Origin of the sequence: Micromonospora sp. NPDC049203, from assembly GCF_043197215.1 — a bacterium.
Taxonomy (GTDB): domain Bacteria; phylum Actinomycetota; class Actinomycetes; order Mycobacteriales; family Micromonosporaceae; genus Micromonospora.
On the sequence record NZ_JBICSV010000006.1, the window covers coordinates 158,544 to 177,643 of the forward strand.

At 74.9% G+C, this 19,100-nt stretch carries 23 protein-coding genes; 9 read left to right on the forward strand and 14 right to left on the reverse strand.

What is annotated here, in order from left to right; genetic code table 11:
• The first annotated feature begins 149 nt into the window (after nucleotides 1-149).
• Entirely contained in the window at nucleotides 150-425 is a 276-nt protein-coding gene (locus ACGFIA_RS18375) for a hypothetical protein (protein ID WP_357387094.1), read from the forward strand.
• On the opposite strand, the gene ACGFIA_RS18380 is transcribed toward ACGFIA_RS18375, so the two are convergent.
• The gene (locus ACGFIA_RS18380; protein WP_357387092.1) at nucleotides 382-1,407 is read right to left on the reverse strand and encodes an adenosine deaminase; all 1,026 of its coding nucleotides are present in this window, start codon (nucleotides 1,405-1,407) and stop codon (nucleotides 382-384) included. The two genes, ACGFIA_RS18375 and ACGFIA_RS18380, sit on opposite strands and share 44 nt — an antisense overlap.
• Nucleotides 1,404-2,195 carry a trans-aconitate 2-methyltransferase gene (locus ACGFIA_RS18385; RefSeq protein ID WP_357387090.1) on the reverse strand — a complete coding sequence of 264 codons (792 nt, stop codon included), beginning with the start codon at nucleotides 2,193-2,195 and terminating at the stop codon, nucleotides 1,404-1,406. Before ACGFIA_RS18385 ends, ACGFIA_RS18380 begins: the two co-directional genes overlap by 4 nt.
• A gap of 84 nt (nucleotides 2,196-2,279) precedes the next feature.
• Between ACGFIA_RS18385 and ACGFIA_RS18390 the strand changes: the two genes are divergently transcribed.
• A complete protein-coding gene (locus ACGFIA_RS18390) occupies nucleotides 2,280-3,263 on the forward strand; it encodes an aldo/keto reductase (RefSeq protein ID WP_357387088.1) in 984 nt (327 codons plus the stop codon).
• 82 nt (nucleotides 3,264-3,345) lie between these two features.
• Entirely contained in the window at nucleotides 3,346-3,537 is a 192-nt protein-coding gene (locus tag ACGFIA_RS18395; protein WP_357387086.1) for a hypothetical protein, read from the forward strand.
• An 81-nt stretch (nucleotides 3,538-3,618) separates the two neighbouring features.
• On the opposite strand, the gene ACGFIA_RS18400 is transcribed toward ACGFIA_RS18395, so the two are convergent.
• From ACGFIA_RS18400 to ACGFIA_RS18430, 7 genes are all read right to left on the reverse strand, one after another.
• Entirely contained in the window at nucleotides 3,619-3,822 is a 204-nt protein-coding gene (locus tag ACGFIA_RS18400) for a cold-shock protein (protein ID WP_007075740.1), read from the reverse strand.
• A 289-nt stretch (nucleotides 3,823-4,111) separates the two neighbouring features.
• On the reverse strand, nucleotides 4,112-4,384 hold the full coding sequence (locus tag ACGFIA_RS18405; protein WP_357387084.1) for a DUF4235 domain-containing protein: 273 nt from the start codon (nucleotides 4,382-4,384) through the stop codon (nucleotides 4,112-4,114).
• On the reverse strand, nucleotides 4,381-4,722 hold the full coding sequence (locus ACGFIA_RS18410) for a DUF3618 domain-containing protein (protein WP_357387082.1): 342 nt from the start codon (nucleotides 4,720-4,722) through the stop codon (nucleotides 4,381-4,383). The genes ACGFIA_RS18405 and ACGFIA_RS18410 overlap by 4 nt, the downstream gene beginning before the upstream one ends.
• Nucleotides 4,719-5,153, reverse strand: a complete 435-nt coding sequence (locus ACGFIA_RS18415) for a phage holin family protein (RefSeq protein WP_357387080.1) — start codon at nucleotides 5,151-5,153, stop codon at nucleotides 4,719-4,721. The genes ACGFIA_RS18410 and ACGFIA_RS18415 overlap by 4 nt, the downstream gene beginning before the upstream one ends.
• 240 nt (nucleotides 5,154-5,393) lie before the next feature.
• The gene (locus ACGFIA_RS18420) at nucleotides 5,394-6,590 is read right to left on the reverse strand and encodes a mechanosensitive ion channel family protein (protein ID WP_357387078.1); all 1,197 of its coding nucleotides are present in this window, start codon (nucleotides 6,588-6,590) and stop codon (nucleotides 5,394-5,396) included.
• 76 nt (nucleotides 6,591-6,666) lie between these two features.
• Complete coding sequence (locus ACGFIA_RS18425; protein WP_357387076.1) at nucleotides 6,667-7,488, reverse strand: DUF1206 domain-containing protein; 822 nt, start codon at nucleotides 7,486-7,488, stop codon at nucleotides 6,667-6,669.
• Between the two features lie 65 nt (nucleotides 7,489-7,553).
• Nucleotides 7,554-7,913, reverse strand: a complete 360-nt coding sequence (locus ACGFIA_RS18430) for a hypothetical protein (RefSeq protein WP_357469251.1) — start codon at nucleotides 7,911-7,913, stop codon at nucleotides 7,554-7,556.
• A gap of 99 nt (nucleotides 7,914-8,012) precedes the next feature.
• Between ACGFIA_RS18430 and ACGFIA_RS18435 the strand changes: the two genes are divergently transcribed.
• Together ACGFIA_RS18435 and ACGFIA_RS18440 are read left to right on the forward strand one after the other, a co-directional pair.
• Entirely contained in the window at nucleotides 8,013-9,239 is a 1,227-nt protein-coding gene (locus tag ACGFIA_RS18435; protein WP_357469254.1) for a cysteine desulfurase-like protein, read from the forward strand.
• Entirely contained in the window at nucleotides 9,236-9,523 is a 288-nt protein-coding gene (locus tag ACGFIA_RS18440) for a GNAT family N-acetyltransferase (RefSeq protein ID WP_357387072.1), read from the forward strand. Before ACGFIA_RS18435 ends, ACGFIA_RS18440 begins: the two co-directional genes overlap by 4 nt.
• A gap of 45 nt (nucleotides 9,524-9,568) precedes the next feature.
• On the opposite strand, the gene ACGFIA_RS18445 is transcribed toward ACGFIA_RS18440, so the two are convergent.
• Nucleotides 9,569-11,068: a glycoside hydrolase family 3 protein gene (locus ACGFIA_RS18445; protein WP_357469257.1), complete on the reverse strand. Its 1,500-nt coding sequence runs from the start codon at nucleotides 11,066-11,068 to the stop codon at nucleotides 9,569-9,571.
• Between the two features lie 139 nt (nucleotides 11,069-11,207).
• Between ACGFIA_RS18445 and ACGFIA_RS18450 the strand changes: the two genes are divergently transcribed.
• From ACGFIA_RS18450 to ACGFIA_RS18465, 4 genes are all read left to right on the forward strand, one after another.
• Nucleotides 11,208-11,330 carry a hypothetical protein gene (locus tag ACGFIA_RS18450; RefSeq protein WP_013285408.1) on the forward strand — a complete coding sequence of 41 codons (123 nt, stop codon included), beginning with the start codon at nucleotides 11,208-11,210 and terminating at the stop codon, nucleotides 11,328-11,330.
• A 68-nt stretch (nucleotides 11,331-11,398) separates the two neighbouring features.
• Nucleotides 11,399-13,030, forward strand: a complete 1,632-nt coding sequence (locus tag ACGFIA_RS18455; protein WP_357387067.1) for a RecQ family ATP-dependent DNA helicase — start codon at nucleotides 11,399-11,401, stop codon at nucleotides 13,028-13,030.
• A 63-nt stretch (nucleotides 13,031-13,093) separates the two neighbouring features.
• Nucleotides 13,094-13,597: a hypothetical protein gene (locus ACGFIA_RS18460; protein WP_357387066.1), complete on the forward strand. Its 504-nt coding sequence runs from the start codon at nucleotides 13,094-13,096 to the stop codon at nucleotides 13,595-13,597.
• Nucleotides 13,598-13,720: 123 nt separating this feature from the next.
• Nucleotides 13,721-14,764: a helix-turn-helix domain-containing protein gene (locus ACGFIA_RS18465; RefSeq protein WP_357387064.1), complete on the forward strand. Its 1,044-nt coding sequence runs from the start codon at nucleotides 13,721-13,723 to the stop codon at nucleotides 14,762-14,764.
• A gap of 174 nt (nucleotides 14,765-14,938) precedes the next feature.
• Here ACGFIA_RS18465 and ACGFIA_RS18470 read toward each other — a convergent pair whose 3' ends face one another.
• Genes ACGFIA_RS18470 through ACGFIA_RS18485 form a run of 4 tightly spaced genes read right to left on the reverse strand, consistent with a single transcriptional unit; the run spans nucleotide 14,939 to nucleotide 19,091 of the window.
• Nucleotides 14,939-15,928: a DNA topoisomerase IB gene (locus tag ACGFIA_RS18470; RefSeq protein ID WP_357387062.1), complete on the reverse strand. Its 990-nt coding sequence runs from the start codon at nucleotides 15,926-15,928 to the stop codon at nucleotides 14,939-14,941.
• Nucleotides 15,912-16,871, reverse strand: a complete 960-nt coding sequence (locus tag ACGFIA_RS18475) for a glycosyltransferase family 9 protein (RefSeq protein WP_357469260.1) — start codon at nucleotides 16,869-16,871, stop codon at nucleotides 15,912-15,914. The genes ACGFIA_RS18470 and ACGFIA_RS18475 overlap by 17 nt, the downstream gene beginning before the upstream one ends.
• A complete protein-coding gene (locus ACGFIA_RS18480; protein WP_357387058.1) occupies nucleotides 16,868-17,569 on the reverse strand; it encodes an SDR family oxidoreductase in 702 nt (233 codons plus the stop codon). The genes ACGFIA_RS18475 and ACGFIA_RS18480 overlap by 4 nt, the downstream gene beginning before the upstream one ends.
• A 55-nt stretch (nucleotides 17,570-17,624) precedes the next feature.
• Complete coding sequence (locus tag ACGFIA_RS18485) at nucleotides 17,625-19,091, reverse strand: PfkB family carbohydrate kinase (RefSeq protein ID WP_393261278.1); 1,467 nt, start codon at nucleotides 19,089-19,091, stop codon at nucleotides 17,625-17,627.
• Nucleotides 19,092-19,100: the final 9 nt, after the last annotated feature.

Here is a 19,100-nt window from a genome sequence, read left to right on the forward strand (position 1 = left end):
CGCTGACAGAACCCATCAGTTCCGTCGGCCGGGACGCCCCGTAACACCTTCCGGCCGGCGGATCATGCGCGCGGCGGGAGTCCGGTCCCCCCACACCTCGCTCCCGTCGCGCGCGCTCTCCCGTCGAGCCCGGGCGCGAGGTGACCGTCATGCCACCGGCTGTCAGCCGTCTGCTCCGCTGGGCCGCCGTCATCGGCCTGGGCATCGCGCTCACGCTGGCGGTCTGGCAGGACCCGGTGCTCGCGCACGGTCCCGTCCGGCCCGCGCCGGCCGCGGCCGGTCCGAACGTCGCGCTCACCGCGCTGGCGGTGGCCGGGATGCTGCTGACCGCGCGACGCCGGCCGCCCCGGATGTCCCGGCGGCCGGCGCCCGTACGGCCGCTCAGCGGGCCGCGTTCGCCAGGTACGCGTCGATCTCGGCGGTGATCCGGGCCTGCTCGGCCGGCGTCAGGAACGCGGCCGAGACGGCGTCGCGCGCCAGTGCCGCCACCCCGTCCGGGCCGAGCCGCAGCAGCCGGGCGGCCACCGCGTACTCGTCGTCGAGCGTGGTGCCGAACATCGGCGGGTCGTCGGAGTTGATGCTGACCGGCACACCGGCCTCGACGATCCGGGGCAGCGGGTGGGCGTCCAGGCTCGGCACGGCCCGGGTGCGCACGTTGGAGGTCGGTGCGATCTCCAGCGGGATCCGCCGCTCGGCGAGGTGGGCCAGCAGCGCCGGGTCCTGCGCGGCGGAGATGCCGTGGCCGATCCGCTCGGCGCCCAGCTCGCGCAGCGCGTCCCAGATCGTCTCCGGGCCGGTGGTCTCACCGGCGTGCGGCACCGAGCGCAGCCCGGCCGCCCGGGCCTGGTCGAACCAGGGCTTGAACTGCGGCCGGGGCACCCCGATCTCGGGGCCGCCGAGGCCGAAGCTGACCAGCCCGTCCGGTCGTTCGTCGAGCGCGATCCGCAGCGTCTGCTCGGCGGCGGGCAGGCCGGCCTCGCCGGGGATGTCGAAGCACCAGCGCAGCGCGATGCCGAAGTCGGCCTCGGCGCGCTTGCGGGCGTCCTCGATCGCCTCGCAGAACGCCGGCGCCGGGATGCCGCGGTTGACGTGCGAGTAGGGCGTGACCGTCAACTCGGCGTAGCGGACCTGCTGGCGGGCCAGTTCCCGGGCGACCTCGTGGGTGAGCAGCCAGACGTCGTCGGCGTCGCGGATCAGGTCGACCACGCTCAGGTAGACCTCGATGAAGTGGGCGAAGTCGCGGAACGCGAAGTAGTCGGCGAGCGCCTCCGGGTCGGCCGGGACGGGGCTGCGCCCCTCGTGCCGGGCGGCCAGCTCGGCGACGATCCGGGGTGAGGCCGAGCCGACGTGGTGCACGTGCAGCTCCACCTTGGGCAGTCCGGCGATGAAGGTGGGCAGGTCGGTCACGAGTTCTCCTCTGCGCGGGCGCCGGTGCGGGCCACCATGAAGATCCGGCGGAACGGGAAGTACACCTGACCCTGCCGCACCGGGTACGCCTGCGCGAGCCGTACCCCCAGCTCGGCGCGGAAGGCGGCCCAGCCGGCGGCGTCCAGCGCGGCGCGGACCGGGCGCAGCGCGGTGCCCTCCATCCAGGTCAGCACCGGGTGGTCGGCGCCGGTGGCGGGCAGCAGATGCACGTACGTAGTCTCCCAGGCGTCCACCGCGCAGCCCGCCCCGGTCAGCAGCGTGGCGTAGCCGACCGGCTCGTCGACTGGCGCCTCGCGCAGCTCACCGGCGAGCGCGTCGCGCCACCGGTCCTGCCGGGCGACGGAGCGCAGCAGCCGGTGCGACGGCGCGTCGAAGTTGCCGGGGACCTGGAACGCCATCCAGGCGCCGGCCGGCAGCGCGTGCGCCCAGCGGCGGAGCAGATCGCGGTGTTCCGGCACCCACTGGAGCACGGCGTTGCCGACCAGCACGTCCACGTCGGGCTCCGGCCGCCAGTCGCGGACGTCGGCGACGGCGTACGTGACCGGTCCGCCCTCGGCGGTCGCCCGGGCGATCATCTCCGGAGAGGAGTCCAGGCCGGTGACCCGGGCGCCAGGCCAGCGGGCGGCGAGCGTGGCGGTGAGCGTGCCGGGGCCGCAGCCGAGGTCGACAACGGCGCGCGGCTGCTCGGCCCCGACGCGGGCCAGCAGGTCGTGGAACGGCCGGGAGCGCTCGTCGCCGTAGCGCAGGTAGGTGCGCGGATCCCACATGACAGCCTCCAAACCGTACGTACGTCTTGTTAGACCGTACGGCCCGCCGAGCGCGACGGCAAGCCGCTCACTAGGCTCGGCCGGGTGGAACAGCGCAGCTTCGACCGGCTCGGCCGGCACGTCGGCATCATCGGACTCGGCGCGTGGCAGCTCGGCGCGGACTGGGGCGAGGTCAGCGAGGACGCGGCGCTCGCCGTCCTGGCCGCCGCCGTCGACTCGGGCGTCACCTTCCTGGACACCGCCGACGTGTACGGCGACGGCCGCAGCGAGGCGCTGATCGGCCGGTTCCTGCGCTCCCGTCCCGGGCACGGGCTGACCGTGGCGACCAAGATGGGCCGCCGGGTGGAGCAGACGCCGGAGGCGTACACGCTCGACAACTTCCGGGCCTGGACCGACAGGTCCCGGGCCAACCTCGGCGTCGACACGCTCGACCTGGTGCAACTGCACTGCCCGCCGACCGCCGTCTTCGCCGACGACCGGGTCTTCGACGCGCTCGACACGCTTGTCGCCGAGGGTCGCGTGGCCGGGTACGGCGTCAGCGTGGAGACCTGCGACCAGGCGCTCACCGCCATCGCCCGGCCCGGCGTGGCGAGCGTGCAGATCATCCTCAACGCGGTCCGGCACAAGCCGCTGGAGCGGGTGCTGCCCGCCGCCGCTGCCGCCGGGGTGGGAATCATCGCCCGGGTGCCGCTGGCGAGCGGCCTGCTCTCCGGCCGGTACGACGAGCACACCACGTTCCCGGCGAACGACCACCGCACGTTCAACCGGCACGGCGAGTCGTTCGACGTGGGCGAGACCTTCTCCGGCGTCGACTACGACAGCGGCCTCGCCGCGGTACGCCGGCTCGCGCCGCTGGTCGGCGACGACCGGACGATGGCGCAGTTCGCGCTGCGGTGGATCCTCGACCAGCCCGGCGTGACTGTGGTGATCCCCGGCGCCCGCTCCCCCGAGCAGGCGCGGCGCAACGCCGAGGCGGCCGGGCAGCCGGCGCTGACCGAGGTGGAGCTGGCCGCGGTGCGGGCCACCTACGACGAGCTGATCCGCCCGCAGGTGCACGACCGGTGGTGAACCGACCGGCCGGCGCGGCGTCGCCGGGTGTACGCGGCGGCGGGCATGCTGGAGCGGGACTGTCGTCGTCGGAGGGGGAACGATGAGGGGTTGGTTCCGGCTCACCCTGGGGCTGCTCGCCGTGGTGATCGGTGCGCTGTGGACGGTGCTGGGTCTCGGGTACGTCGAGGGCAGCGCGATGAGCGACAGGCGGATCTGGGCGGTGGTCGGCCCGGTGCTGATCCTGTTCGGACTGGCCGGGCTCTGGTGGGGGATGCGGGCGCGGCGCCGCTGAGCCACCGGGCAAGGCGAAGCCCCGCCTCCCGTACGGGATGCGGGGCTTCCGGCACCGGCCGGCGCGGCCGGTGCGGTCAGCTCAGATGGGGCGGACCTGCTCGGCCTGCGGACCCTTCTGACCCTGGGCGATCTCGAACTCCACCCGCTGGTTCTCCTCCAGCGTGCGGTAGCCGCTGGTCTGGATGGCCGAGAAGTGGACGAACACGTCAGCACCCCCGCCGTCGACGGTGATGAAGCCGAAGCCCTTGTCAGCGTTGAACCACTTCACGGTTCCCTGCGCCATGTGTATCTCCTTCTAAAACTGGCGGCCGAGCACGCCGTGCGGCCGATTGGCCGTTTTCGAGCAGCGGCGCCTGAGGCGGCCCCCATGCGGGAGACTTCTCTCAACCCACGCGTCTCTCAACAGCGTGAGAAAGCAAACCACGTACGCAAAAACTTCGCACAGCCTAGCGGAGGAAATTTCTCCGACATGTGACCTGAAGGTCGCGCGAGCGCCGCCGCGCGGACCGGACGGAGCCATGCGAAAGGCCCCTTCCCCGCGCTCGGGAAAGGGGCCTTTTCCGGCCTTCTCGTCAGTCCGGCCAGCGACCGGTCAACCGGCGTACGCCCACCGCTCCGCCCCTGTCGACGGCGGCCCGCACCACCGCGAAGATGGCGCCCTGCAGGGCCGCGGCGGCCAGCACCTCGCCCCAGCGGCGGTCCTCGTCGGTGGCGCTCGGCGCCTCGCCGTCGCCCGCCGTCACCTTCCAGACCTGGCGGAAGACCGCCCCCGCGACGGCGCCGGCGGCCAGGCCGAGCAGCACCCCCACCGGCTTGTACGCCGCCTTGCCGACCCTGCCGCTCACCTGTGCCTCCCTCGGACGATCACCAGCACCACCGCCGTCACCAGCGCGCCGGCCGCGATGGCCGCCCACGGCAACGGGTTGCGCCCGACCGCCTCGCCCTTCTCGTACGCCTGCGCCCGGACCAGCCGGGCCCGCTGGGCCGCCCGCCCGCGCACCCGGGCCGCGGTCAGCGACGCCTGCTCACGCATCCGCGCCTTCGCCTGCTCGGCCGAGTGCCGCACCAGCGCCTTCGGATCGGCCCTGGCCGCGAGCAACTCCACCGTCTCACCGAGCTCCACCCGGGTCCGGCGGATCTCCTCCCGGAGCGCCGCCACGTCCCCGGTCCCGTTACCGGTCATGCCCGCCTCCCGTCCTTCACCGCGGCGGTGACCGTCTCGACGTCCGCCCGAACGCTGCGGACCGTCGCCTGGGGCACCGGCGGGACGGCACGGCTGACCTGCTTCTTGCCCACGAGCGCCAGGATCCCGGCGAGCAGGAACAACGCCACCGCCACGATCAGGGCGGCGAGCCACGCCGGCATGACCAGCGCCAGCAGCAGGATCACGGTGGCGACCAGGGCCCCGGCGCCGTAGAGCGCCATCACCCCGCCGCCGCCGAACAGACCGATCCCGATCCCGGCGTGCTTGCCCTTCTCGGTCAGCTCCGCACGGGCCAGGGCCAGCTCGTCCCGCACCAGGCGGGTGACCTGCTCGGTGGCGCGCTGTACCAGTTCGGCGGTGGACGGCTCGCTCCCGGTCCGCGACGTGCTGCGACTCGCGACGTCAGCCATGCTGTCCTCCTTTCGTCATCACCGCGCTGTATGCCCGGAGTCGCCGCTCGTCAATCCTGCGCGGCGCGGCCGGTACGTCCGGCCGCGCGCCGCCGCAAGCCGGTGCCGGGCACCGGATCCGGGGCGTGCGCACCACGTCCCCCGCCACGGCCCGGCCAAACCCGTGCGGCCGGAAAGCCGCCCGTACGCGCCGAACCCCCGGCGCCGTGGGCGGCCGGGGGCTCCGATCGGGGTACGGGGTCAGCCGCGCGCCTCGGCGTGCTCCTCCCGGCCCACGAACACCTCGCTGCGGGCGTCGCCGTCGTCGCTGCCGCCGAAGACCCGCGCGTCGTCGGGCGCCTCGGTGCCGGCCGGGCGGCGTACCGGGCGGCGCGGCTGCGCCGCCTGCCAGGGCAGCGGCCCGGTGGCCTCGCCGATCTCGGCGCGCAGCCGGGGCAGGGCGGTCGGGCGCTGGTCGCGTACCCAGGCCACCAGGTGCTCGCGGACCAGGCACCGCAGGTCCCACAGGCTGCCCGCGTCGGCGGCGCTGACCAGCGCGCGGACCTTGACCAGGCCACCCGTCGCGTCGGTCACCTGGAGCACGCAGACCCGTCCGTCCCACAGCTCGGTGCCCTCGCACAGGCGGCGCAGCTCCTCCCGCATCGCCTGCACCGGGATGGCCCAGTCCAGCTCGAACTCGGCGGTGCCGAGCACCGCCGCCTCGGTACGGGTCCAGTTCTGGAACGGCCGGCTGGTGAAGTACGAGGTGGGCAGGATCAGCCGTCGGTCGTCCCAGACCTGCACCACCACGTAGCTGAGCGTCAGCTCCTCGATCCGGCCCCACTCCCCCTCGACCACCACCACGTCGTCCAGGCGCACCGCGTCGCTGAACGCGAGCTGGAGACCGGCGAAGACGTTGGCGAGCAGGCTCTGCGCGGCCAGCGCGGCGACCGCGGCGATCACACCGGCCGAGGTCAGCACACCGGCGCCCACCCCGCGGACGGCCGGGAAGGTCATCAGCATCACGCCGACCGTGAGGATCACGATCACCGCGATGGTCAGCCGGCGCAGCAGCACCACCTGGGTACGCACCCGGCGGGCGTGCCTGTTGTTCGGCACGTCGACCCGGAACCGGGCCAGCGCGGTGTCCTCCGCCACCACCAGCAGCGAGGCCACCAGCCAGGCGGTGGCCGCGATCGTCGCCAGCACCAGCGTGTGCAGGACGAACTGCCGCCACGGGCTGCCGACCGCGTACCCGGTGGTGAACCGGACCGCGAACTGCACCGCGGCCACCGTGAGCGCGACCTGGAACGCGCGGTGCGCGTGCTCGGTCAGCTCGGTCATCAGCAGCGAGCGGCGGCCGAGGCGGCGGATGACCCGGTGCACCACCTGGGCCAGCACCAACGCGATCGCCGCCGCGGCGAGCGCGGCGGCGACGGTCACGACGTAACTCTGCACGAACTCTCTCTCCCTCCGACCGGGCGGAATCGGGCAAGGGCCCAATGGTGCCCGGCGGCCCGGGTATCGACCAGGATCAGACCTTGCGGTACCGGGACTGGAAGAAGCAGTAGACACCGAACGCCGCGATGCCGAGCGCCATGAGCGCCAGCAGCCACGGCCCGTACGACTGGTCGCGCAGCGTACGCAGGGCGGCGTCGAGGCCACGCGCCTTCTCCGGGTCGTAGTTCACCGCGGCGACCACGACCAGCCCGCCGGCGATGGCGAACACCGCGCCCCGGGAGGCGTACCCGGCCATGCCGAGCCGACGGGTGAGCTGGCGGGTCTTCGGGCTCATCTCGCCGGTCTTGAGGTTGCGCTCGAACTTCTTCTTCAGGCCGTAGATCACCATGCCGACGCCGAGCGCGGCGAGCGCCAGGCCGGCCAGCCCGACCAGCCACCGGCCGCCGTCGGAGGCCATCAGCTTCTCGGAGAACTGCTGCTGCTGGTCGGAGGCGTTCTCGCTGGCGTCCTGGAAGACCTTGATCGCGGTCCAGCCCAGCCAGACGAACACGACGACCCGGACCGCCGAGGCGATCCGCTCGAACAGCCGTTCCTTGCCGGTGCGGGACACGTGGCCGGAGATCGCCTCGAAGGCCTGCCAGATCGCCATGGCGAACAGGCCGACCGCCATCGCGATCAGGAGGAACTTCCCGAGCGGCTGCTCACCGAGGGTGCGCAGCGCGCCGTTCTGGTTACCCTCCTCGCCCGAGTTCCCGAAGGCGATCTGCAGCGCCAGCCAGGCGAGGAGCAGGTGCACAACTCCGTAACCGATGAATCCGGCACGGGTCAACAGTTCGAGCCACCGGCTGTTTCGAGCCTGGGCGGCGGTGGCTCCGGCATTCCGGGTGAGAGACATGAGCCCTCAATCTCCCGGCGGGCGATTTTCCAAACGTCCGCGCCCGCCGGGACGGCCGAAACGGATCAGCCGTTGAGGTCGCGGGCGACCCGCAGCACCACCTGCTGGTCGGTGACGCTGTCCAGGCTGACCTGGAAGCCGGCGACCTCGGTGGCCTGCTGGCCGACGGTGAGCGAGAGCTGTTCCCCGGCCACCTCGACCGTCACCTGGTCGCCCTGGGCGCCGACCAGCTTGGCCTCGACGCCGAGGATCCGCGCGCTGGCCTCGACGCCGCGGTCGAAGGTGATCGTGCAGGCGTCCAGACCGCAGTCGGTCTCGGCGCCCTCGGAGCTGCATCCGGCGAGCAGTGCGACGCCGAGGGCCAGGCCGGCGAGCAGACCGGCGGCGCGGCGGGCGGGGGCGGAGGTGGCGCGTCGGATCGTCACCGGCCCAAGGATAGGCGGCCCGCGCCACGGCGCCTTCGCCCACCGGTGCCGGGAGGCCACGCCGGGCGGCGTGTCCGGGGTGCGCGCTAGGGTGCCGGAATGGCTTTCGACGTCGCCCGGGTCCGGGCCGCCTACCCTGCCCTGGGCGAGGGATTCGCCCACTTCGACGGCGCCGGGGGCACCCAGACCGCCGCCGGCGTCGTCGAGGCCGTGGCCGGGGCGATGCGTGCCGCCACCGGTAACCGCAGCACCGCGTTCCCGCCCGGCCGCCGGGCGCTCGACCTGGTCGCCGGGGCGCGGGCCGCGGTCGCCGACCTGCTCGGCGCGCAGCCGTCGGGCGTGGTGCTCGGGCCGAGCGCGACGGCGCTGACGTACACGCTGGCCCGCACGCTCGGCGCGGGCTGGCGTCCGGGCGACGAGGTGGTGGTGTCCCGGCTGGATCACGACGCCAACGTCCGCCCGTGGGTGCAGGCCGCGCAGGCGTCCGGCGCCACGGTGCGCTGGGCCGAGTTCGACCCGGCGACCGGCGAGCTACCCGCCGGGCAGTACGCCGACCTGGTCACCGACCGCACCCGGCTGGTGGCGGTGACCGCCGGCAGCAACGCGATCGGCACCGTGCCGGACGTGGCGGCGATCGCCAAGACCGCGCACGCGGCCGGGGCGCTGCTCTGCGTGGACGGCGTGCACTCCGTGCCGCACGGCCCGACCGACCTGGCCTCGCTCGGCGCCGACTTCCTGGTGACCAGCGCGTACAAGTGGTCCGGTCCGCACCTGGCGGCGATGGTTGCCGATCCGCGGCGGTGGGCGGAGCTTCGCCCGGCGAAGCTGCTCCCCTCCGCCGACGCGGTGCCGGACCGGTTCGAGTACGGCACGCCGAGCTTCCCGCTGCTGGCCGGGGTGACCGCCGCGGTGGACCACCTGGCCGGCCTGGACCCGGAGGCGACCGGCGATCGCCGGGAACGCCTGCGCGCCGGGCTGGCCGCCGCGCGGGCGCACGAGGAGGCGGTCTTCGACCGGCTGCTCGCCGGGCTCGCCGACCGCCCGTTCGTGACCGTGTACGCCGCACCGGCCCGGCGCTGCCCCACGGTGTCGTTCCGGGTGGCCGGTCTGGCCCCGGCACGGACGGCGGCGGCGCTCGGCGAGGCGGGCCTGTGCCTGTCGCACGGCGACTACTACGCCTACGAGTACTTCGAGGGCATGGGCCTGCGCGCCGACGGCGGCGCGGTGCGGGCCAGCGTCTACCACTACAACACTGTCGACGAGGTGGACCGGCTGCTGGCCGAACTGGACCGGCTGGCCGGGCCCGGAGGGAGAATGATCCGGTGAGTTTTCTGGTCGAGGAGAACACCGCCGAGCGCCGCTTCGAGATCCTGGTGGACGACGCGCTGGGCGGGTTCGCCGCGTACACGCCCCGGGGCGAGACGCTCGTCTTCACCCACACCGAGGTCGACGACCGGTTCCAGGGCAAGGGCGTCGGCGCGGCGCTGGTCCGGGGCGCGCTGGAGCAGGTCCGTGCCCGGGGCGGCCGGGTGGTGGCGCAGTGCCCGTTCGTGGCCTCGTTCATCGAACGCCACCCCGAGTACGCCGACCTGCTGGCCGACAAGCCGTGAGGCCCGGCCCGGCCGGGGGACCTCCCCACCCGGCCGGGCCGGGAGTCAGCGTGCCCCGGTCAGCACCTCGGCGGCGGCCCGCGCCGCTGCGGCGGTCGCGCCGTGGGTGGCCAGGTGCACCGCGCCGGTGACCAGCTCGGGCACGCCCAGCTCGACCACCACCGCGTCCGGGCGGGCGGCGAGCGCCCGGCGTACCGCGTCCCGCATCCAGTCGTGGCGGTGCAGGTCGCGCACCACGAGCACCAGCGGCCGGCCGGCCGGCGCCGCTCCTGGATCGGCCGGTACGGCGTCGGCGGCGTAGCGGGCGGTGGTGGTGCCCGGCGCCAGGTGGGCCAGCGGCGCGGCGATGCCCCACGGCGTCTCCTCGCCGATGGCGATGTTGCGTGCGGGCGCGAACTCCACCACGTGCGCCGGACCGGCCAGCGGCAGCAGCCCGGCGTCGCCGGTGACCCGTACCGCCCGGCGGGCGGCGGCGAGCCCGATCGGTGGGTTCCCGGCCGAGTGCGGGCCGGCGGTCCGGCGGGCGCGGGCGGCGACGCTCCACGCGGCGAGCTGACCGACGCGCTTGGCCGCCTCGGCGAGCCGTTCCTCGGGCAGTTCCCCGCTGATCACCGCCGCGACGATCGCGTCGCGCAGCTCGCGGGCGTCCGCCTCGGTGGCCCGTTCCCCGCCCACACAGATCGCGTCGGCCCCGGCCACGAGCGCGCGCACGGCGGCGCCGGTGAAGCCGTACCGGTCGGCCACCGCGCGCATCTCCACCGCGTCGGTGACCACCACGCCGCCGAAGCCCATCTCCTCACGCAGCAGGCCGCCGAGCACGCGCGGGCTGAGGGTGGCGGGCAACTCCGGGTCCAGCGCCGGCACCAGCAGGTGACCGGTCATCACCGCCTGCGCCCCGGCCGCGACGGCGGCACGGAACGGGGCGAGTTCGACAGCGTCGAGGCGGGCCCGGTCGCCGCCGATGCGCGGCAGGTCGTGGTGCGAGTCGACCCGGGTGTCGCCGTGGCCGGGGAAGTGCTTGGCGCAGGCGGCCACGCCGCCGGCCTGCAGGCCGCGTACCCAGGCGGCGGTGTGCCGGGCGACGAGTTCCGGGTCGGCGCCGAAGGAGCGCACCCCGATGACCGGGTTGGCCGGGTTGGAGTTGACGTCGGCGTCCGGGGCGTAGTCGAGCGTCACGCCGACGGCGGCGAGTTCGGCGCCGAGGTCGCGGGCGACCTCCTCGGTCAGCGCCGGGTCGTCGACCGCGCCGAGCGCGTAGTTGCCGGGCCGGGAGCTGCCCCGGGCCGACTCGATCCGGGTGACGTCGCCGGCCTCCTCGTCGATCGCGACGATGACGTCCGGCCGCTCGGCGCGCAGGTTCGCGGTGAGCGTGGCGACCTGCTCGTTGTCGACGACGTTGCGGGCGAACAGGACGACCGAGCCGAGCCCTTCGCCGAGCCAGCGGCACACCCACGGCGGCGGCGTGGTGCCGACGAACCCGGGTTGCAGGACGGCGGCGGCGAGCGCCGCCAGGTCTCCGGTCGATCCCACGGTCCGCTCGCTCATGTGCTGTCGTACCCCCGTCTCCCCCACGGACCCGCCAGGACCGGCGGGTGCTGCCATGGTCACACCGCGCAGCTAAATAGTCAACAATCCTTACTGTTAGCCGCTGGCGTCCCGGGACCACCCGTGGGAGAGTTCCCACATGTCCGCCCTGCCGCTCGCCGACGCCACCAGCGCCGCCGACATCCCCGGCGTACGCCTGCTCGGCCTGGTGGTCGGCGGCCTGTTCCTGCTGATCGCGATCCGGGCCATGTTCCGCCGCTGATCCCGCGCCGGGCGGTGAGCGGCGGTGCCGGTTTCGGGCGGGATCGCCGGGGGTAGCTGAGGCGCTTGATGAAACTGACCACGCACTCCACCAGCCTGCGCCGGGCGGCGCGGAACCTGTTCGGCTGGACCGCGCTGCGGCCCAACCAGCTCGCCGCCATGCGCGCCGTGATGAAGCGCCGCGACGCCCTGGTGGTGCTGCCCACCGGCGCCGGCAAGTCGGCGATCTACCAGATCCCGGCCAGCCTGATCCCCGGCCCGACGGTGGTGATCTCCCCGCTGCTGGCGTTGCAGCAGGACCAGATCGCCGCGCTCAACGAACGGCAGCGCCCGGAGCTGCGCGCGGTGCGGATCAGCTCGGACGAGAGCGCCGCGCAGCAGGCCGAGGCGATCGAGGACATCCGGGCCGGGCGCGCGGAGTTCCTGTTCATCACGCCGGAGGCGCTGAGCAATCCGGACCGCCTGGCCGAGGTGCGCGAGCTGAAGCCGGCGCTGGTGGCGATCGACGAGGCGCACTGCATCTCCGCGTGGGGCCACGACTTCCGCCCGGACTACCTGGCGCTCGGCCACCTGATCGACGGCCTGGGACGGCCGCCGGTGGTGGCGCTCACCGCGACCGCCTCCCCGCCGGTGCGCGACGACATCATCGCCCGGCTGCGGCTGCGCGAGCCGGAGGTGGTGGTCTCCGGGCTGGACCGGCCCAACCTCTTCCTGGAGGTGGCCTACTGCCCGACCGACGACTACCGGTGGCGGCGGCTCATCGCCCTGCTGCGCGACGACGAGCGGCCCGGCATCATCTACGTGCCGACCCGCCGGGCGGCCGAGGAACTGGCCGAGCGGCTCACCGGCGCCGGTTTCCCGGCCGAGTTCTACCACGGCGGCATGCCCACTGCGGCCCGGCACGAGCTGCACGAGGCGTTCCTGGCCGACCGGGTGCCGATCATGGTGGCCACGTCGGCGTTCGGCATGGGCATCGACAAGCCGAACATCGCCTGGGTGGTGCACATGGCGCTGCCCGACTCGCCGGACAGCTACTTCCAGGAGATCGGCCGGGCCGGGCGGGACGGCTCGCCGGCCCGGGTGCTGCTGCTGTGGCGCTCCGAGGACGTCGGGCTCCAGCGCTACTTCAGCGGCGGGCTGCCCGACGAGAAGGAACTGACCGAACTGGCGGCGGTGCTGCGCGGCAAGGCCCGCAACCGCAAGGAACTGCGTGAGCTGACCGGTCTCGGCCCACGCAAGCTGGGGCAGTACCTGTCCCTGCTGGAGCAGGTCGGCGCCGCCGAGCCACGGGCCAAGCAGCGCATCGGCGCTCCCCGGTACGCCCCGGCGGCGGTCGAGGCCGGCCGCGCCGCGCTGGCCGAGGCGGAACGGCAGCAGACGGTCACCCGGTCGCGTACCGACATGATGCGCGCCTTCGCCGAGACCACCGGCTGCCGCGGCCAGGCTCTGCTGGCGTACTTCGGCGAGCAGATGAACGAGGTCTGCGCGCACTGCGACAACTGCCACGCGGGCACCAGTGTGGCCGGTGACGGCGCGGTCGGGCCGTTCCCGGTGCACAGTCAGGTCCGCCACCCGGAGTGGGGCTCCGGCCTGGTGCTCAGCTACGAGGAGGACCGGATGACCGTGCTCTTCGACGAGGTGGGCTACAAGACGCTGTCCGTGCGCGTGGTGTCCGAACAGGGCCTGCTGACGCTGGACTAGCCTGACCCGGGCGCCACGGGGGCGCCCGTCGACAACGACGACCACGGCGAAAGGGGCCTGATCGTGATCGAGCAGCCGGCGTACACCCGGTTCGGCGTCTCCGACGAGGAGTGGGGACTGCTTGTGGGGCTGCCGCAGTCGGTGATCACCGCCGCGGCCGCCGCCGAGTCCGACGGCACCCGCCGGACCATGGCCGAGAACGCCGCCGGGCTGGAGACCATCGCCGCCGGCCGGGAGTCGGCGAGCCCGCTGGTCGCGGCGGTGGCAGGTGAGGTCGTCGACCGGGTGGGCGACCCGGAGACCGGGGCGGAGCTGCCGGTGATCACGCCGGACGACCCGAAGGCGATGATCGAGGACGTGCTGGCCCGGGCCGGGCAGGCGTCCGCGCTGCTCGGCGCGCGGGTGGACGAGGGGCAGGCCGGGGCGTACCGGCACTGGCTGGTGGAGATCGCCGAGCAGGTGGTGGGCGCCGCCTCCACCGGCGGCATCCTGGGTCTGGGCGGTGACACGGTGACCGATTCCGAGCGCCGGTTCCGGGACCGGCTGGCCCACGTGCTGAACGACTGAACGGACTCCTAACAGAAGGCTCGTCGATCCGTCAATGACGGACGTCACGCCCCACGGGTGTCGCTTTTCGACCCCGTGGGGCGTCCTGCTTAGAGCAGGAGTGACGAGCCACGGGGGTCGTTGATGGACGGAAAGCTGCAACGCCAGGTCCTCGACACGGCGGCGCTGCCGCCACGGGAACGCTTCGGCATGTGGCTGGACATGCTGGCGGGCATCCCGACGCCGCTGCGGGTGCACACCGCGCACGCCGACGACTTCGTCGCCCGCGCGGAGTTCATCGAACTGGGCCCGATGCGGCTCATCCGCTACCGCTACCCGTCGGTGGACTGCGTGCGCACCTCGAAGCTGATCCAGCGCTCCGACCCGGACTACTACCTGCTCGCGCTGACGCTCACCGGGACCAGCCAGGCCGACCAGGAGGGGCGGCGGGCCCGGTGCCGCCCCGGTGACCTCACCTTCTACGACTGCTCCCGCCCGCACGAGGTCAGCCACCACGCCGACGCCGCCGGTCCCGCGTACGCCCGCTCCATCGTGGCCCTCATGCCGTACGACGCGCTGCCACTGCCGCACCGCCGGCTAGCCCGCCTGTTCGCCGGCCGGATGTCCGGCTCCGAGGGCGTCGGCGCGCTGGTCGCCGACTTCCTCACCCGGATCACCGCGCACCCCGAGCAGTACCACGCGGCGGACGCGGAGCGGCTGGGCGCCGTCGGGCTGGACCTGGTCGCCACGCTGCTCGGGCGCAACCTCGTCTCCGAGGACGCGGTGCCCACCGAGATCCGGCGGCGTGCGCTGCGGGAACAGGTGCACGGGTACGTGCGCCAGCATCTCGGCGACGCCACGCTGGACCCGGGCCGGATCGCCGACGCGCATCACATCTCGCTGCGCTCGCTGCACCGGCTCTTCGAGGACGAGGAGACAACCGTGGCCGCGTACATCCGGGACGAGCGACTGGCCCGGTGCCGTCGCGATCTCACCGACCCGGCACTCGGCGACCGCTCGATCCAGGTCATCGCCGCCCGCTGGGGTTTTCGGGACAAGGCGCACTTCAGCCGGGTCTTCCGGGCCGCGCACGGGGAGACGCCGCAGGCGTACCGGGCCCGTCACCTGGAATCGGCACGGATCGTCAACACCACGGCATCCGCCGTCAACTCGGCCCGTACATACTGATCTCGGGCCGATACCGCTCGCGGTGGCCCACGGATATCGGGGGGCCGCGGCGTGGCGCCCGCGGCGGTTCAGCCGTGGGCGGCCCCGCCCGGTAAAGCCCCGGCACCGCACCCGCGGCCACGGTTTCCGGCCCCGTCGCGCATCCCCCCCAGGACCGGCGGGGCCGGTCGGCACTCAGCCGGCCTCCTCCTCCAGCAGCGCCAGCACCGACTTCTCCACCGCCTCGCGCGGCATCTCCGGCCGTACCGGCGCCAGCACCCCGTCGTGGTAGAGGTCGACCACGCGCGGGTCCACGTATGAGGTCCGGGCCACCGTCGGGGTGTTGCCGAGCAGTTCGGCCACCGAACGCATCACCGCCGCCACGGCGCGCTTGCGGGCGGTGGCGGAGCGCTGCGGGCCCACGGTGGCCAGTTCGGCGGCGGCCAGCACCGTCGCGTGCCAGGTGCGGAAGTCCTTCGCGGTCATCTCGCCGCCGCTGGCGTCGCGCAGGTAGTCGTTCACCTCGTCGCTGCGCACGTCGCGCCAGGCCCGGCCGTCCCAGTACCCGAACAGCCGCTCCTGCGCCCGCCGCCGCCGGCGCAGGTTGAGCAGCACCTGGCACAGTTCCGCGTCCTCGATCCGGCGGACCTGCTCGATCCCGCCCTTGGCCGGGAACTCGAACACCACGCAGCCGCCCCGGGAACGGGCGTGCTCGGGCCGCAGCGTGGCCACCCCGAACGTGGGGTCGTCACCGGTGGCGTACTGGTCGCTGCCGACCCGGAACGCGCCCATGTCCAGCAGCCGGGCGACAGTCGCCAGCACCCGTTCCCGGCGCAGGCCGCGCAGCGCCAGGTCCTGCGTCACCCGGTCGCGCAGCGCCGGCAGCCGGTGCGCCACCTCCAGCACGTGGTCGAACTTGGCCTCGTCGCGCTTGCGCCGCCAGCCCGGGTGGTAGAGGTACTGCTTGCGGCCCGCCGCGTCGATCCCGGTGGCCTGGATGTGGCCGTTCGGGTACGGCGAGATCCACACGTTCCGCCAGGCGGGCGGGATCACCAGCTCGCGCAGCCGTACCAGTTCCTCGGCGTCGCGCACCGGCTCGCCGGCCGGGTCGAGGAACAGCCAGCCCTTGCCACGCCGCCGACGGGCGTACCCCGGCCGGCCCGGATCGCTACGCCGCAACCGCACCGGATACCCGTTCCACGTCGGCCACCGCGGCCACCACCTCGTCGATCCCGATGGCATCCAATGTCGGGTGGGTTCCTACCCCGCCCGACCCGGTCGAATCCGGGTTGACGGGCGCAGGCTCGATCGCACCCAGCGCCCGGTGGCGGGGGCGGTCCGGCGGTGGACCCCAGTGTGCCGCCGGCACCGGGCCGAACAGCACCACCGAGGCGGTGCCGTAGCCGGTGGCGAGGTGCGCCACGCCGGTGTCCCCGCTGACCACCAGCCGCGCGCCCGCGACGAGCGCGGCCATCTCGGCCAGTCCGGTCCGCCCGGCCAGCACCGCCTGCGGCGGCAGCCCGGCGTCGCGGGCGACCCGCTCGGCCAGCGCCCGCTCGTCCGGCGAGCCGGTCACCGCCACCCGGTGCCCGCGCGCGGCCAGTTCCCGGGCCAGCCCGGCGAACCGGTCCGCCGGCCAGCGCTTCGCCGGGATCTTGCCGCCCGGGTGCAGCAGCGTCACCCCGGCCGGCACGCCGGCCGCCGCCGGACGCCGCAGCGCCAGGTCCCCCGGGTCGGCCGGCAGCCCGTACGCGTGCAGCAGCCGGCACCAGCGGCGGACCTCGTGCTCGTCGTCGTCCCAGGCCGGGCCGTCCGGGTGCCCGGCGCCCGGGTTGCGGTAGGCCAGCACGCGGCCGGGGCGGACGGCGGCCAGCGCCCGGTGCGACTGCGGTCCCCGGCCGTGCAGGTTGACAGCCACCTCCGGCGGCGGTCCGGTCCACCCGATCCGGTCCGGCCCGGTGGTGGGCAGCACCCGGTCGACCGCCCCGGTCAGCTCCGCCAGCGGCGCCAGCCAGGCCGGCGCGGCGAGCACCAGCTCCCGGCCCGGCAGGCCGGCGCGCAGACCGCGCAGCGCCGGCACGGCGGTGGCCAGGTCGCCGACCCCGAGCGCCCGCAGCACCAGGATCACGGGTACGAGGACTCCCGCGCGGCGCAGACCACCATCTCGCGTACCGCGCAGCCGGCCGGCTGGGACAGCGCGAACATGACCGCGGCGGCGGTGTCGGCGGGCTCGTTGAGCACCGCGTCCGGGCCGGGGCGGTACTGCGCGTCCCGCTCGTCGAAGAACGCGGTCCGCATCCCGCCCGGGATCAGCAGCGTCACGCCGACCGCTCCGGCGAGTTCGGCGGCGAGCGCCCGGGTGAACCCGACCACCCCGAACTTCGCCGCGCAGTACGCCGTCGCGTCGCTGACCGCCTTCACGCCGAGCGTGGAGGCGACGGTGACGATGCTGCCCCGGGAGGCCTCCAGCCAGGGCAGGGCGGCCCGGATCACCGCGGCGGTGGCGAGCAGGTCGACGGTGACGATCCGTTCCCAGGTCTCGGCCGGGATGTCGGCGAGCTTCCCGGGCACGTCCATCCCGGCGGCGGTGACCACGGCGTCCAGCCCGCCGGAGCGTTCCGCGAGGTCGCGGGTGGCGGCCTCGGCGGCCCGGGTGTCGGCCAGGTCGCACTCGGCCCAGGGCACCCCGTCGGCGGGCCGCTGCCGGTCCAGCACCAGCGGGCGACCACCGGCGCGGGCCACCGCGGCGACCACCGCCGCCCCGAGCCCACTGGAACCGCCGGTGACCAGGACGGTCGGCCCGGCGCCGGGCGCGCCGGTGCTCACGCCGCCACCGTCGGGCCGGCGGGAGCGGCCGTGCCGGGTCGGATGCGTCGCTCGTTCATCGTGCTCCCTTCGCCGTGGACCGGACCCGCGTGACGGCCTCGGCCGCGTCGACCGGCCAGCCGCCGCTGCCGCGCCCGGCCCGCGCCGCCGCGATCATGTCGGTGGTGGAGCGCCCGTCCAGGTACGGCACGACCACCGTGTGGCCGCCCCAGCGGGCCAGGATCTCCGTCTCGGGCAGCGTCTCCGGCCCGCCGCCGCTGGCGTAGTCGCCGCCCTTGACCCAGATGTCCGGGCGCAACCAGGACAGCGTCGCCTCCGGAGTCGGCTCGTCGAAGATCAGCACCGCGTCGACGCAGCCGAGCGCGGCGAGCAGCCGCCCCCGGTCGCCCTGCGGCACGACCGGACGTTCCGGCCCCTTGAGCCCGGCCACGCTGGCGTCGGAGTTGAGGCAGACCACCAGGCAGTCGCCGAGCTGCCGGGCCGCCTGGAGCGTCGCTACGTGCCCGGCGTGCAGCAGGTCGAAGCAGCCGCCGGTGGCCACCACGGTGCCGCCGGCCGCGCGTACCCGGGCCACCACCTCGCCGGCCGCGCCAGCGCCGATGCGGTCCCCGCCGCCGGTGACCACGGCGGGGGCCACCGCCCGCACCGGTGCGGGCAGCGCGGTGGCCACCCCACCCGCGGCCACGTACGCGGACGCCTCGGCGACCGCCTCCTGCACCGCCTCGGACACCAGCGCGCCCCGGGCCAGGGCCAGCGTCGCGGTGGACGCGAACCGGTCGCCGGCCCCGCAGGTGTCCCCCTCGGCGGGCGGCGCCGGCACCACGAGGGGCGTGGCGCCGGCGTGGCTGAGCAGCGCGCCGTCCCCGCCGAGCGTCACCGCCACCGCGCGCGCCTGCCAGCGGCGGCGCAGCGTGTGGGCGCTGCGGGACGCGACGGCCAGGCGGGAGCCGCCCGGCGGCGTCTTGGCCAGGTCGCGGGCCTCCGGCTCGTTCGGGGTGGCCAGGTGCACCCCCGGTACGGCAGCCGGCCCTCGCGGGTGCGGATCCCAGACCACCGGCGCCCGGGTCGCGGTCAGCGCGGCGCGCAGCGCCGGATGCCCCGCCACGCCCCGGCCGTAGTCGCTCACCAGCACGGCGGACGCGTCGGCGAGCAGCCGCAGCACGGCGTCGCTCGGCTGGCCCGGCGCACCGGCGGTCCCGCCCCGGTCGTGGCGCAGCAGCACCCGGCCGCGCGCCCGCAACCGGATCTTCTCCGGGGTGGCGCCGGCCAGCGGAAGCGCGTACAACCGCACCCCGGCGGCGGCGAGCAACGTGCCCAGCCGGGCGCCGCCCGCGTCGTCGGCGACGGCGGTGACCAGCGCGACCTCGGCGCCCTGCGCGGCGGCGAAGACGGCGGCCAGCCCGGCGCCACCGGGCCGGTCGAGGGACACGGTCTCGTCCAGCACCGGCACCGGGGAGTCCGGGCAGAGCCGGTTCACCAGACCTTCGACGTCGCGGTCCAGCAGCGTGTCACCGAGTACCACCACCGGTCC